This window comes from Streptomyces sp. NBC_01171 (genome assembly GCF_045039805.1).
GTDB lineage: Bacteria > Actinomycetota > Actinomycetes > Streptomycetales > Streptomycetaceae > Streptomyces.
This window is the reverse complement of the sequence record NZ_CP108609.1, coordinates 885,529-899,803: the sequence shown is the minus strand read 5'-3', so window position 1 is coordinate 899,803 and position 14,275 is coordinate 885,529. Positions and strand designations below refer to the sequence as shown.

The following is a 14,275-nucleotide window of genomic DNA, read 5'->3' as shown; positions in this document are numbered from 1 at the left end:
TTCACCGCGCCCGGTCGGAGCCAGGCGGCAGAAGGTGCTTTCTGTCGAAAACCGGCATGTGAAGGCGTCGGACGGAACGTGGAGGAGCAGGGGCCTTTTCGGAAGAACGGGCGGGGCTTGAGAGACTCGAGGGATGGATATCGCTCACAGGAACAACGTCACCGTCACCGGTAACCCGCAGGGGCGGACGGTGATGCTGGCGCACGGGTTCGGCTGCGACCAGAACATGTGGCGGCTCACCTTGCCCGCCTTGACGGAGGACTACCGAGTGGTGCTCTTCGACTACGTCGGCTCCGGCCGCTCGGACGGGTCAGCGTTCTCCGAGGACCGTTATGCCTCCCTGGAGGGCTACGCCCAGGACGTGGTCGAGGTCTGCGAGGCGCTCGACCTGAGAGAGGCGGTGTTCGTAGGTCACTCCGTCAGCGCGATGATCGGCGTGCTGGCCGCCGCCATGGCTCCTGACCGGATCGGGGCACATGTGATGGTCGCTCCGTCCCCGCGGTACATCGATGACGACGGCTACCGCGGCGGGTTCAGCGCCGACGACATCGACGAGCTGCTGGCGTCACTGGAATCCAACTACCTGGGCTGGTCGGCTGCCATGGCACCGGTGATCATGGGGAACGCGGACCGCCCCGAACTCGGCGAGGAACTCAAGAACAGCTTCTGCGCCACCGACCCCGACATGGCTCACGTCTTCGCCCGCACCACCTTCCTCTCGGACTCGCGGAACGACCTCAAGAGCGTCACCGTGCCGACGCTGGTGCTGGAGTGCACGCAGGACGTGATCGCCCCTCGGGAGGTGGGCGCCTTCGTCCACCAGGCGATCCCCGGCTCGAGGCTGGTCACTCTCGATGCGACCGGGCACTGCCCGCACCTGTCCGCGCCCGAAGCCACCAACGCGGCCATACGGAGCTTCCTGGCGGACTTGCGATGATGTGCCGCATCGGGCACGAGGCCGACGGTGAGAAAACCTCCAGCGCGGCGTTCGCCGCACTGCTGGAGGACAGCGCCGAGGAACTGTACGACAACGCGCCATGCGGATATCTGTCCACACTTATGGACGGCACCATCGCGAAAATCAACGCCACGCTGCTGAACTGGCTCGGCCTGCAGCGCGAGGCGGTGGTCGGCCGGATGCGGTTCACCGACCTGCTGACCGTGGGCGGCAAGCTCTACCACGAGACGCACTTCGCACCGCTGCTGCGCATGCAGGGCGAGATCAACGGCATCGCCCTGGAGATCAAGCAGACCGGTGGTGGCCGGATACCGGCACTGGTCTCCTCCGTGATCAAGCGCGGCACTTCTGACGAGCCCCTGCTGATCCGCACCACCGTCTTCGACGCCCGGGACCGCCGCGCCTACGAGGAGGAACTCCTGCGCGGCCGCAGGGCGGCCGAAGAGGCACGCAAGCAGGCGGAGGCCGACCGAGCCCGGCTGCAGGACGCCCTCGCCGTACTCCAGCAGTCACTGCTGCCCGACATCCTGCCGCCGGTCCCCGGAGTAGAGGCGGCCGCCTACTACCACACCGCACATCCCGACCAGCTCGGCGGCGACTTCTACGACATCTTCCCCATCGACGGCAAACGGTTCGGGTTCTTTCTCGGCGATGTGTGCGGCAAGGGACCCCAGGCCGCCACAGTCACCTCACTGACCCGCTACACCCTGCGCGCCGCCGCCCTGTACGACCCCGACCCCGTCTCCGCGCTGACCACACTGAACAAGGTGCTCCACGAGCGTTACGCCAGCAGCGGGGATCCGCGCTACTGCACCGCCGTCTTCGGCATCCTCGAGCCCGACGCCGAGACCGGGCAGGTCGCGGTGCGTCTCGCCTCGGGCGGTCACCCTCCGGTCATCGTCGTACGTGCCGACGGTACGGCTGACTTCCTGCCCACCCCTGGCGGCCTCCTTGTCGGCATCCTGCCCTCCGCACGCTTCGTCACCGCCTCGACCGTCCTCACTGACGGTGACACCCTCCTGCTCTACACCGACGGCATCACCGAGGCCCGCACCGGCGAGGACCGCACCCGCCTGTTCGGGGACGAGGCGCTGCTCGCGTTTGCCGCCGGTCATGCCGGTAAGCCTCCGCCTACCCTGATCGCGGCACTGACCGGTCTGCTGCAGACCTTCGGAGACGGCCTCGACGACGACACCGCCCTGCTCGCCATAGGCGCGACGGCCGACCCACAGACGAGAAGCAGCGAATGAGCCCACTGAAGATCCTCGCCCGAGACGCTGCCGCCGGTCCCGTTCTGAAAATCTTCGGCGAACTCGACTACTTCAGCGCCGGCGAGCTGCGTGAACTGATCCCCACGATCACCCTCCAGCCGGGCCAGCGCCTCGTCCTGGACCTGAGGGGCATGGAATTCTGCGATTCCAGCGGTCTCAGCGCGCTGATAGCCGCTTACCACCATGCTCACGCCGCGCAGGCGGACATCGCACTCGCAGCCGTACCCGCCCACACTCTGCGCACCCTGCGCATCGTCGGCCTCGACCAGATCTTCCACGTCCACCCCGACAGCGAGACCGCCACCCGGACCTGACCCCAGGAGTTCCGACCGGTCGCCCCGTAGGGAGACCGCCACTCCGGACGATCTCCACTCGGCCGTCCGGCAGTAGTGGTGAGCCGCCGCCGGGGCCGGGTACCGTGTCGCACTCCCGCGGGCTGAAGTGACAGTTCGGCAGGACGGCGTTTCGGCCGCCTCCCGATCCTGTCCGACGTCTAGGCTCGCGCCGTGGGGCAGCCTGAGGAGCGCGCCGAGGGCGCGGGACCGTTCACCACCCGGCTCACCTGGCACCTTCCCGGCGGCGGCACCGCCGTGTGGGAGTCCCGGCTCGCGCGGCGGCGCGGAGTGCTTGCCGTCCGTCCCTCCGGGGCGGTGCCCCCTCGGCACACCCGTGCGGACACCGTTGCTCTCAGCCGGCTGCGCAGACTCAACGCCATCGCCGCGATCGCCTTCGTCATCGGCGGGGCCCTCTTCGCGGCCGGCGGGGCCGTCGCCCAGTTCGGCTCCGGTGACGCCACCGAGTCCGCCTCGATCTACTTCGCGGGCGGCCTGTTCTTCAACACCGGCGGGTACGTCTCGCTGCTCCAGGTGATCAACGCGCCCCGCCACGTCGGCGGCGGCGAAGGCCGGCTGGTCACTCGCCGCTGGCGGTGGTGGAGTTACGAGCCGATGCGGGTGGACTGGCTGAGCGCGTTCGCCCTCTTCGCGGGCACCCTCGTCTTCGCCGTCAACCTGCTGGACTCCTTCCTGCACGGCCTGAACGTCCGGCAGGTCAACCGGCTGATCTGGGCGCCCGACGTGATCGGCTGCGTCCTCTTCCTGGTCTCCGGCCATCTGGGCTTCGTCGAGATGTGCCACGGCCGGCCCTGCGCCCGCCCGCACGACCTCGGCTGGTGGATCGTCGTCGTCAACCAGCTCGGCTCCGTCCTGTTCATGGTCTCCGCGCTCGCCGCCTTCACCCGCCCCGCCACCGGCAGCCTGGCCAACGCCGACATCGCCAACTGGGGCACCCTCACCGGAGCCCTGTGCTTCTCCGTCGCTGGCCTCCTCCAACTCGGGGAACATCCATAGGCAGGCATAGCTTCTTCCGGGAGATTGGGTCCAGGCGAGGAAGGCGGCGGCCGTCAGGGCTGAGCTGCATTTTCACGATCTGCGGCATGACAGTCCCGGTCGCCATCACCGCTGGCCCTGCCCCCGGTGCCAGCGCCACCCGCCGGCCGATCAGCCCGTCCTCGGCCGGGCGTCAGTCCAGCGGACGCCTCCGCGACGGCTCACAACGGCCCGTGTCATTGGTTGCCGCGCGAAGTTCTTCCCCTGTTCCTTCACCCGAACGCGGGTTTCCGTGCGGCTGGCAGGCGTCGTCGATCACTCGGGAAGGTACGCCCGTTCGCGTGCATCCCGTGCCCCGTCCACAGGTCCTCGGAACGGCTCCCACTCCGGACGTGGTTGAGTCGCCGGTATGACCAAGAGTGACGCCCCGGCTCTTTTCGGCAACCGTTTCCTGACCGCGCCTGCTCCCTCGGAGAACTTCCCCGAGGAAGGCATGACGGCGACGGACGCCATGAGACTGCTGGATGCGGACCTTGCCATGGAGGGCGACCCGCAGCGCAACCTCGCCACGTTCGTCACCACCTGGATGGAGCCGGAGGCGCAACGGATCATCGCCGAGAACCTCCATCGGAACTTCATCGACCACGCGGAGTACCCCATCTCCGCCGAGATCGAGCAGCGCTGCGTCCGTATGCTCGCCGACCTCTTCCACGCACCGGGCAAGACCACCGGATGCCGGACCCAGGGCTCGTCCGAGGCGATCATGCTCGGCGCGCTGTCGCTGAGGTGGAAGTGGCGGGAGCGCCGCCAGGCGGCCAACCTGTCGGCCGACCGGCCCAACCTGGTCTTCGGCGGGGACGTCCACGTCGTGTGGGAGAAGTTCTGCCGCTACTTCGACGTCGAGCCGCGGATCGTGCCGCTTGCCGAGGACAAGTACACGATCGGCCCGGAGGACGTGGAGCCCCACCTCGACGAGAACACGATCGGCGTCGTCGCCGTCCTCGGCACCACGTTCACCGGCCACAAGGACGACATCGTCGGGATCGACAAGCTCCTGCGGGACGTCCGCAAGGAGCGGGACCTCGACATCCCGATCCACGTCGACGGCGCCAGCGGCGGCTTCGTGTGGCCCTTCCTCTACCCGGACTCGAAATGGGACTTCCGGCTCGAGCAGGTCCGCTCGATCAACGTCTCGGGACACAAGTACGGCCTGGTCTACCCCGGCATCGGCTGGCTGGTCTTCCGCGAGGAGTCCGACCTGGCCAAGGACCTCGTGTTCCACGAGAACTACCTGGGCAAGACCGACGCGACGTTCACACTGAACTTCTCGACCGGCGCGGCGATGGTGCTCGCCCAGTACTACAACTTCGTGCGGCTGGGCCGCCAGGGCTACACCTACGTCATGGAGACGATGCAGAAGAACGCCCACGCGTTGGCGGACAACCTGCGGAGCAGCGGCCGCTTCGAAGTGATCGGCAGCGGACTCGAGCAGTTGCCGCTGGTCGCTTTCCGCCTTGCCGGCAAGCACGCCTACGACGAGTCCGACGTGGCCTGGCAGCTCTCGGCCGAGCGTGGCTGGATGGTGCCGGCGTACACGCTCCCGCCCAACGCGGAGCGGGTGAAGATCCTGCGTGCACTGGTCAAGGAGACCCTGAGCCGCGAGCAGATCGAGCGTCTGACCCAGGACATCGCCGACGCGTGCAGCACCTTGGACCACAAGGGTGCGGCCACCGACATCGAGCGGGCCCAGGTCAAGCGCGGCACCGGCTACTGACGCCCGCGACCGGCCCCTCGGGGACGGGCGATGGAGGCAGCGAAGGTGCGCCCTCAGATCGGGGGCGGACTGTTGCCTGAGGGCTTGGGGTGCGCCTCGCCTGCAGGCAGCCGGCCCTCTGCACCGGTGCGGAGAGGCCGCTGGTGCCGGCCCGCCGGAACCCGCCGCGCGAAGGCACTGCCCAGTGCGAAATACTCTCCTGATGAGTTCACGCAGTTCCTCGGTCAGTCGGCCGATCACGATACGGCGGGCTGTCGCGCGGGATGCCAAACGGCTCACGCGGCTCGTGCGTGGCTCAGGCGCCTACGAGGGGAAGTACACAGCCGCGGTCGCGGGCTACCGGGTCGGTCCTGATTACATCGAGGCCCACCGCGTGTTCGTGGCCGTGGGCGCCGACGAGCAGGGAGGCCGGGTGCTCGGGTTCTACTCCCTCGTCCTCACTCCACCGGAGCTCGACCTGCTGTTCGTCGCCGACGAAGCGCAAGGACGGGGTATTGGACGGCTGCTCGTCGCGCACATGCGATCCGAGGCCCGCGCCGCCGGGCTCGACCGAATCAAGGTCGTGTCGCATCCGCCCGCCGCGGACTTCTACCACCGCGTCGGTGCGGTGCGGACCGGAACCGCCTTCGCCGACCCGCCCGCCGTGCCCTGGGACCGTCCCGTATTCGAGTTTCGTATTCCTTAACGGATCAAGCCGTGGTGGCGAGCTCGACGAGGTGCGCGGCCAGTTCGCCTCCAAGATGCGCTTCCACACGGCCCAGATCGCCGCGTACCTCACCGACGGTCTGTGGCTGCACAACGCCCGCCAGGCCAACGCGATGGCCGCCCGCCTCGGGGACGGCCTCCTTGACGTGCCGGAGGCCGACATCGTTTTCTGCCGCCTGCCCCAGCACATGACCGAAGGACTGCTCGCCGAGGGCTACGCCTTCTACCACGACCGCTGGGAGCCGGGCATCGTCCGGTTCGTCACCGCCTTCTCCCACACCGCCGACGACATCGACCAACTCCTCGACGCGGTCCGCCGGCACTCCTGCTGACCGGGAGCCGTGAGGGATTCCTGCGAGCCGTGACCAGTCCCGCGGCGGTCGGCGGTCGTAATGTCGACCTGTTCCCGAGGAGGGCTTTCGATGCGCAACGTGACCTGCTCGATGGGTGTGTCCCTGGACGGCTATGCCGTCGGGCCGGACGGCGACTTCGGCTGGACGGCGCCCGACGAGGAGGTCTTTCGCTTCGTCACCGACGAGATCCGGGAGGTCGGCGTCCACCTGCTGGGGCGACGGCTGTACGAGACGATGCTGTACTGGGAGACCGCCGACCAGGACCCGTCGCTCGACGACTCGATGCTCGAGTGGGCCGCGCTCTGGAAGCCGCTCCCGAAGGTCGTGTTCTCCACCACGTTGTCGACGCTAGAGGGCAATGCACGCCTGGCCTCCGGCGGTCTGGCGGAGGAGATCGAGCGGTTGCGGGCCGAGCCGGGGGAGGGCGACATCGCGATCGGCGGCCCGACTCTCGCTGCCGAGGCGGCCGCGTCGGGTCTGATCGACGAGTACCGGATCAGGGTCCACCCGGTGCTGGTCGGCGGTGGCATTCCGTTCTTCCCCCGGCGTGAGCGCCGGGTGGACCTCGAACTCGTCGAGACCCGCACCTTCAGCTCAGGAGTCGCCTACCTCCGCTACCGCGTGGCGCGCCAAGCCTTGTTCCAGAAGTCGAAGGGCCGCAGCTCGTAAGGGACTTGGCGCCGACCCCGGGGGCGGGCAAGGATCAGGGCTGGAGAACGGGGGCACCTCTCTCCTTCCTCGATGCGGGAGTTGTCATGAGCGATGAGCGGGACACGCTGTCGGAGTTCGTCGAGGCGACGGCCGCGAAGTGCGGGGTGCCGGGAGTCGCCGTCGGGGTGTGGGTGGACGGGCGGGAGATCTACGGGTGCCACGGTGTGACGAGCGTCGAGAATCCGCTGCCCGTGGATCAGGACACGCTCTTCGTGTTGGGCTCGGTCACGAAGCCCTTCACGGCGACCGCGCTGATGCGACTGGTCGCGGAGGGGCGGGTGGAGCTGACCGCGCCTGTGCGCCGGTATGTTCCCGAACTCGTGCTCCCGGACGAGGGGGCCGCGGCTGAGATCACCGTGTTGCAGTTGCTCAACCACACGGCGGGCCTCGCCTGGAGGATGGGCGTCGACACCGGGGAGGGGGACGATGCCCTGGCCGCCTATGTGGCGAAGATGTCCGAGGTGGAGCTGATCGCGGCACCCGGTACCCGCGCCTCCTACAGCCAGGTGGGATACAACCTGGCCGGGCGGCTCCTGGAAAGAGTCACGGGCCTGCCCTACGAGCAGGCCATCGCCTCGCTCCTGTTCGAGCCGTTGGGTCTCTCGAACACCTTCTTCGCCACCGGCGACGTGATGACACGTCGCTTCGCGGTCGGGCACAACGTCGGCGAGGACGGAACGCCGGCCGTCGCGCGGCAGTGGAAGGACAGCCGGGGCAACAACCCCGGCGGGGGCGGCGTGTCCTCGTCGGCGGACATGCTTCGCTGGGCCCGGTTCCACCTGGGTGACGGCCACGCTCCGGACGGCACCCGGGTGGTGCCCGCCGAGACCCTGCGGAAGATGCGGGAGCAGACGGTCGAGCTGCGGAGTAGCACGCTCGGTGACGCCTTCGGCATCTGCTGGTTCCTGCGCGAAGTGGACGGTGTTCGCACCGTCGGTCACGGCGGCTCGGCCAACGGTCAGTTCGCCGAGCTGCTGATCGTGCCGGAACGCGATTTCGCGGTCGTCGCACTGTCCAACGCGGGCCCGGACGGCGGCCTCGCCTTCAACCAGGCCGCCGTCCGATGGGCGCTGGAGCATTACCTCGGGGTCGTCGACCGGGACCCGGAGCCGCTTCCCCATGACGAGAAGCGGGCCGTGGAGGTCGTCGGGATCTTCGCGAACGACATGATGACGCTCACCATCGCCTCGGAGGGGGCCGGGTTGACGATCGCCTGCGCGATCAAACCGGAGATCCGCGCGGCGGCGGACACCGAACTGCCTCCGGATCTCCCGTCGGCAGGGCTCGGCCTGCTGCCCGGCGACGAGGACGCGTACATCGTCACGGGCGGTGGCCTGAAGGGGCAACGCGGCTTCTTCACGCGCGACGAGAGCGGTGTCATCACCGGGGCGGACCTCGCCGGCCGGCTGTTCCACCGGGTCCCCGTGGCTTCCAGGTAGACAGGCATCTCCCGCGGTCCCGCTTCGGGTGTGGCGACGAGCTCGGACAACGCCTCCCCGGAGAACACGCCGGCGTGAGAACCACCAGCCGCTTCCCGCTGATGTCCGTACCGCGCGGGGAGGGCCGCGCCAGCGGCCGTGATCTTGCGGACGTCAGGGTGCGGGTCAGGCTCAAGAGGTCAGGATGCCTATGCCGTCTCCGAGTAGTTTCAACCCGAGAACGAAGAACAGGACCGCCATCACGGCGACATTGTGCTGAGCTGCCCAGTCCTTCCAGTTGCCGAGTGTGGCCTTGGCCTTCTCGCCTCCGAGCAGGAAGACGCCCAGGGGGACCAGCAGGCCGAGGGTGGCGATCACGACGAAGATCGCCAGTGATCCGATCTGCTGCCCGACCGGCAGTCCGGCCGATCCGATCGCGGCTGCCGCGGCGATGGTCAGCGGGGCGTTCTTGGCGTTGAGCGCGGCCAGGGCCAGTCCGAGTCCGAAGAGCTTGACCGGCGCGAGACGGTCGATCGCGCCCATCCACTTCGGTAGCTGGGCCTGCGAGGGATCCTTCGGTCGCCGGTGCCACTGCCGGGCACCGAAGAGGACGAGGAGCAAGCCCAGAGCGAGCTTGAGGGCGCCCACCCAGGTGGCCGGGTGATTGTGGGTGGAAGCACCTGCGGGGGAGGCGATGGCCAGCATCACCGCGCCAAGTGCCGAGAGTCCCAGGACCCAGCCGACGGTGAAGAGGACTCCGTTGAGACTTCCCCGGGGGGTGGCGAGGACGAGGATGAGGGCGATGATCGGGAGCGGGCTGATCGCGACGGCGGCGGCGAAACCCAGCACATCACCGAGTACTGCGCCCATGGTTGTCTCCGTATGGGGGTCATGGTGGCGATCCGGCGGAGCAGGGTTTGCCGGAAGCGGGTGCCCCGACCGCCTGGGCGGCGCAACGGGTTGTTCTGCGAGGGGCCGCGCCGCTGTCTTCTCCTCTTCTCGGCCGTGCGGAAGCGGCGGCCCGAGACGGACGACGGCGACGTACCGGCACGTCCCGGTTCCATTTTCCTGCGCCTGACCGGATCTGTCCTCGGGAGCTTCTCAGGACGCGAGGGAGCACACGCAGGGGCCGAGGTGCGAGGCAGTACAACCGAAGTGAGGATGAAGAGGTGAGGGCGACGGCGCTTCGTCTCCGGGCGCCCGGCACCCCTCGCGCCGACCCTGGCAGGAGAATCTCACGATGACTGCGACGTCAGGTGCAGCCCAGTCAGCTCACCCCGAGCGGCCAGGCAGGTCGGATGGGGTCTGCAGCGAGTTCACCGTCTTCACCAAGATCAAGCCGGGCGAGGCGGATGCGCTGCGTGAGGATCTCGCAGCGCTCTCCGACGCGGCGGATGACGAGAAGGTCCATGCGGCGGTGCGTCAGATCGGCACCTTGCACGACGCACGGCACGTGATCTTCGACGATGACACCCGGTTCATGTTCGCCAGCGTGTTCGACGGCTCCTGGGACACCTACATCGACGACTTCGCCCAGACGGTGGTCGGAGACCGCTTCGACAAGGTCTTCTCGCACAGCGAAGGGTTCCCCGGCGTCAAGGATCCGGGGGCGAAGGACTGGTTCGTCGCCCACCAGGCGCCCGCGGGGGTCTTCGTCAGCGCCTATCCCGACCTGACCGTCCAGCAGATCTACAAGGACCAGCGTGTGGAGGAGGCGTTCGAAGAGGTGCTGGACACCCCCGAGTTCCGGGCGGCTCTGGAGAACCCGGCCAACGCAAATCTGGTGGCCACGCCGGCCTTTCAAAAGCTGCTGGAGGAAGCCTCGGCGTAGCACTCGGACGCAGCCGCCCTCGGAGCTCACCCGACATCGGTGGACGGAGTCGGCTGGGGTACGAGTCGGCCAGTGCGGGGCTGTCCGGGCAGAGACCGATGCGGAGGCGCAGGCGATCATGAACACAGCGGACAGCGGCAGCGCGACGGGCGTGGTCGTCGAGATCGACGACGTGCAGAGCGGTGCACTACGTCCACGGCCCGTTCCGTACCAGGGAAAGTTCGTCTTCCTGCGCGTCGACGATCGCCATGCCGGGCGCGCCCTGCTGCAGCGGCTGCTCCCGGTGACCTCGGGTGGTCTGCCTGGCGCGGACCGGAGCCAGGATGCCTGGGTGGCCGTGGCCTTCACCTACCAGGGGCTGCGGGCCCTGGGGGTGCCTCAGGAGTCGCTGGACAGCTTTCCGCGGGCGTTTCGTGAGGGCATGGCGGCCCGGGCGGCCTTGATCGGCGACGTGGGCGAGAGTGCCCCGGCCCACTGGGAGGCACCGTTCGGGACGGGCGACATCCACATCGCGGTGAGCGCCCTCTCTTCCGATGGGGCGCAGTTGGACGAAGCGCTGGAGCGGGCCCGCGTCGCCTTGCGGGACACGCCCGGTGTCCAGGTGATCTGGGAGCAGGACGTCCATCAGCTGCCGACCGGGCGCACCACCTTCGGCTTCCGTGACGGCATCAGCCATCCGAACATCGAGGGCATCGGCCTGCCCGGCTCCAACCCGCAGGAAGTCCCCCTCAAGGCCGGGGAGTTCATCCTCGGCTATCCCGATGAAACCGGCAGTCTGCCGCCCATGCCCAGCCCCGATGTGCTGGGCCGCAACGGGACGTACGCGGCCGTTCGCAAGGTCCACACCAACGTGGCGGCCTGGCGCCGTTACCTGCGTGCGAACAGCTCCAGCGCCGAGGAGGAGGAACTCCTGGCGGCGAAGATGGTCGGGCGCTGGCCCAGCGGGGCGCCGTTGGAGCTGGCGCCGGAGCACGATGATCCGGAGCTGGCGGCCGATCCGCACCGCGTCAACGACTTCCTGTACCGGGAGGACGACGACCGGGGCTTCCGGTGCCCCGCCGGCGCCCATATCCGCCGCACCAACCCCCGCGATGCCACCATCGTCGGCGACGCGCGGATGCACCGCCTCATCCGGCGCGGCACGACCTACGGGCCGCCGCTGCCCGAGGGCGTGCTGGAGGACGACGGTGCCGACCGGGGCCTGGTCGGAGTCTTCCTCGGCGCCCATCTCGAGCGGCAGTTCGAGTTCATCAAGGCCGAGTGGGTCAACGACGGCAACTTCATCGGTTACCCCGGCGAGCAGGACCCGGTGGCAGGGCGTCACGACGGAACCGGAAGCGTCACCATCCCGGAGAAACCGGTCCGGCGCCGCCTGCGGAACATGCCCAGCTTCGTGGTCACCCGGGGCGGTGAGTACTGCTTCGTGCCGGGTCTGCGCGCCCTGCGCTGGCTCGCCGAACTGGAGGACTGAGGGCGATTCCCACCCCCTGAGATCCGATCACACTCTCCGAGGAGAGGTCGAAGTCATGGCACCGCAGTTCGTCCCCTACACGCCGGACGTCGAAGCCGACGACCCGCACTTCGACCAGAACCTGAAGACGGTGATCGAGAAGACCGAGAACTACATCGCCGACTCGGTCAGCGCCGGTGGCACCGGCCGAGCCCTGCGAGACGCCCATGCCAAGGGCTACGGGCTGGTACGAGGGGAAGTGGAGATCCTCGACGGGCTTCCCCCCGAGTACGCCCAGGGAATCTACGCGACTCCGGGAACCCACGACGCGCTCATCCGTTTCTCCAACGGCTCGCCCCACGCCGGAGCCGACGCGCGACTGGGCGCCGCCACCGGACTGGCCCTGAAGATCTTCGACATGCCCGGCCCGACCCTGCTGGAAGACGAACCGGACAGCGGCACGTTCGACTACGCCAACATCAACGGACCGGTCTTCTTCTGCAACACGGTCGAGCACTACCTCTTCATCCAGGAACTGTTCCTGAACGCGCCGGCCTACTTCTCCCAGGGCCCACCCGGCGCCCGTCGATTCTTCACCGATTTCGTGACCGGAAAGGGAACCCTCGACCAGGACGACTGGGCGTGGGACGAGTTCCTGGCCTTCCTGCGCCTGTCGAAGATCGCCCCCGTCAACGTGCTGCTGTCCAGCTACTGGACCATGGGCGCGGTCCGGCACGGGGACTACATCGCCAAGGTGCGCATCACCCCCGATCCGGACTCCGCCGCCGCAGTGGTCCGGCGCGACATCGACCCGACCTCGGCACCGGAGGTCTTCCGCCCGGCCCTGGAAGCCGAGCTGCAGGAGCACCCCTACGCCTTCGACATCCAGGTCCAGCTCTGCACCGACCTGGAGCGCATGCCGGTGGAGAACACCACCGTGGAGTGGCCCGAACAGCTCTCGCCGCCCGTCACCGTCGCGAAGCTGCGGCTGCCGCGACAGGACATCTCCAGCCCGGAGAACCTGGAGAAGATGGACACACTGTCCTTCACCCCCTGGCGGGTCACCGCCGAACACGCCCCCCTGGGCAACATCATGCGGGCCCGCAAAGAGGTCTACCGGCACTCCTCCGTCGAGCGTCACAAGCTCAACCAACAGCCGCGCAAAGAACCCCGCAGCGCCGACGAGGTACTCGGTTCCTGACCCGGCCCACCACCGCGACGACGCGTCGGTCTTGGCGGCCGGCCCTCACGGCTCGCCGGATCGGGCCGGCCCGGGCCGCGGGTGCCTTCTAACCGCGCTGTACGACGATCACGGCGGCGTCGTCGTCCAGGTGTCCGCCGACGTAGTGCAGCAGGTCGCTCCGGAAGCGGCGGAGGAAGGCATCGGGGTCGCTCTCGGTCCAGCCGGTGATGCGCTCGGCGAGCGGGTAGAAGGTGCCGGTGGAGTCGCGGGCCTCGGTGACGCCGTCCGTGTAGAGCAACAAGAGGTCTCCCGGCAAGAACGGGAAGCTTTCGACGTGGTAGCTCGGATCCGTCAGTTCGCCCAGTCCCAGCGGGGGCGCGGGGCGGGGGGCGTTCATCGTCCTCGGCCGGCCGTCGCGCAGGACGATGGGCGGAGGGTGCCCGCAGGAGATCATCTGCACCGGGCCGTCCCCGTCGGGGATGTCCAGGACGGTGGCGGTGATGAACGCTTCCCCGTAGTTGCCCGCCTCCCCCGGCTCCATCAGGTCCCAGCACACGCTCCGGTCGAGGTAGGCCACCAGCTGGCCCAGGCTCGCCTCGCGGTGAGCCGCGACGCGGAACGCCCCGAGCAGCAGTGCCGCGTCACTGACCGCGGTCATCCCCTTGCCCCGCACGTCGCCGACGATCAGCCGGGTGCCGGAGGTGGTGCGCGCGGCCGCGTACAGATCTCCGCCGATCCGGGCCTCGGCCTCCGCGGCGAGATAGAAGGAGGAGGCGCGCAGCGGACCGAGCCGGCCGGGCAGCGGAGGCAGGACCACACGCTGGGCGGTCTCGGACACGTACCGCACTTGCGTCAGCTCTTTCGCGCGACGCTCCCGCACCACGCAGAAGACGACCAGGCTCGCCCCCACCAGCACCAGGGCGATCACCTGTGCCTGGTGATTGGCGGACAGCAACCCCCCAGGATCGCGCAGTACCCCGATGACCGTCTGTGCGATCACCGCCAGCGCGGCCACCAGCCCCACCGTCCGGGGACCACCGAACGAGGGGGTGATCGCCGGAGCGGCGACGAGCAACGGCCCCAGGTGAATGTGGGGCGGCGCAAGAACGTCGATCACGGACACCACGACGATCCACGCGATCGGGATGGCGAGCAACGCCCGGCTCCTCCACACCGGCGGGCCGTATCCGTCGGGACCTTGCGACATGCCTTCTCTCTACACCGGCCGCGCCTGATCCGCTCGACCGGCGCGCGGTCGTCCGTCCACGCACCTGAACAGCACGCGCGGGTTCG

General features: G+C 68.8%; 14 protein-coding genes. 12 read left to right on the top strand and 2 right to left on the bottom strand.

The window, feature by feature from the left end; all coding sequences use genetic code 11:
* Positions 1 to 133 precede the first annotated feature (133 nt).
* The 9 genes from OG448_RS04200 to OG448_RS04160 all read left to right on the top strand — a co-directional run bounded on the left by OG448_RS04200 (position 134) and on the right by OG448_RS04160 (position 8,539).
* Positions 134 to 937: an alpha/beta fold hydrolase gene (locus OG448_RS04200; protein ID WP_405551575.1), complete on the top strand. Its 804-nt coding sequence runs from the start codon at positions 134 to 136 to the stop codon at positions 935 to 937.
* Positions 934 to 2,208: a PP2C family protein-serine/threonine phosphatase gene (locus tag OG448_RS04195; RefSeq protein ID WP_405551574.1), complete on the top strand. Its 1,275-nt coding sequence runs from the start codon at positions 934 to 936 to the stop codon at positions 2,206 to 2,208. The genes OG448_RS04200 and OG448_RS04195 overlap by 4 nt, the downstream gene beginning before the upstream one ends.
* Positions 2,205 to 2,543 (top strand): STAS domain-containing protein, encoded by a 339-nt coding sequence (locus OG448_RS04190; protein WP_405551573.1) that lies wholly within the window; start codon positions 2,205 to 2,207, stop codon positions 2,541 to 2,543. Before OG448_RS04195 ends, OG448_RS04190 begins: the two co-directional genes overlap by 4 nt.
* 192 nt (positions 2,544 to 2,735) lie before the next feature.
* A complete protein-coding gene (locus tag OG448_RS04185; RefSeq protein WP_405551572.1) occupies positions 2,736 to 3,578 on the top strand; it encodes a hypothetical protein in 843 nt (280 codons plus the stop codon).
* A 388-nt stretch (positions 3,579 to 3,966) separates the two neighbouring features.
* Entirely contained in the window at positions 3,967 to 5,331 is a 1,365-nt protein-coding gene (locus OG448_RS04180) for a glutamate decarboxylase (RefSeq protein WP_405551571.1), read from the top strand.
* Positions 5,332 to 5,533: 202 nt separating this feature from the next.
* Complete coding sequence (locus OG448_RS04175; protein WP_405551570.1) at positions 5,534 to 6,016, top strand: GNAT family N-acetyltransferase; 483 nt, start codon at positions 5,534 to 5,536, stop codon at positions 6,014 to 6,016.
* Positions 6,017 to 6,047: 31 nt separating this feature from the next.
* Positions 6,048 to 6,368, top strand: a complete 321-nt coding sequence (locus tag OG448_RS04170; protein ID WP_405551569.1) for a hypothetical protein — start codon at positions 6,048 to 6,050, stop codon at positions 6,366 to 6,368.
* A 90-nt stretch (positions 6,369 to 6,458) separates the two neighbouring features.
* Positions 6,459 to 7,058 (top strand): dihydrofolate reductase family protein, encoded by a 600-nt coding sequence (locus tag OG448_RS04165; protein ID WP_405551568.1) that lies wholly within the window; start codon positions 6,459 to 6,461, stop codon positions 7,056 to 7,058.
* 86 nt (positions 7,059 to 7,144) lie between these two features.
* Positions 7,145 to 8,539, top strand: coding sequence for a serine hydrolase domain-containing protein (locus tag OG448_RS04160; RefSeq protein WP_405551567.1), 1,395 nt, complete (start codon positions 7,145 to 7,147; stop codon positions 8,537 to 8,539).
* Positions 8,540 to 8,710: 171 nt separating this feature from the next.
* Here OG448_RS04160 and OG448_RS04155 read toward each other — a convergent pair whose 3' ends face one another.
* Complete coding sequence (locus OG448_RS04155) at positions 8,711 to 9,388, bottom strand: GAP family protein (RefSeq protein WP_405551566.1); 678 nt, start codon at positions 9,386 to 9,388, stop codon at positions 8,711 to 8,713.
* Positions 9,389 to 9,758: 370 nt separating this feature from the next.
* Between OG448_RS04155 and OG448_RS04150 the strand changes: the two genes are divergently transcribed.
* From OG448_RS04150 to OG448_RS04140, 3 genes are all read left to right on the top strand, one after another.
* Positions 9,759 to 10,349, top strand: coding sequence for a hypothetical protein (locus OG448_RS04150; RefSeq protein ID WP_405551565.1), 591 nt, complete (start codon positions 9,759 to 9,761; stop codon positions 10,347 to 10,349).
* Positions 10,350 to 10,467: 118 nt separating this feature from the next.
* Positions 10,468 to 11,820, top strand: coding sequence for a Dyp-type peroxidase (locus OG448_RS04145; RefSeq protein WP_405551564.1), 1,353 nt, complete (start codon positions 10,468 to 10,470; stop codon positions 11,818 to 11,820).
* Between the two features lie 55 nt (positions 11,821 to 11,875).
* Positions 11,876 to 13,000 carry a catalase family protein gene (locus OG448_RS04140; protein ID WP_405551563.1) on the top strand — a complete coding sequence of 375 codons (1,125 nt, stop codon included), beginning with the start codon at positions 11,876 to 11,878 and terminating at the stop codon, positions 12,998 to 13,000.
* A gap of 88 nt (positions 13,001 to 13,088) precedes the next feature.
* On the opposite strand, the gene OG448_RS04135 is transcribed toward OG448_RS04140, so the two are convergent.
* Positions 13,089 to 14,189, bottom strand: coding sequence for a PP2C family protein-serine/threonine phosphatase (locus tag OG448_RS04135; RefSeq protein WP_405551562.1), 1,101 nt, complete (start codon positions 14,187 to 14,189; stop codon positions 13,089 to 13,091).
* Positions 14,190 to 14,275 lie beyond the last annotated feature (86 nt).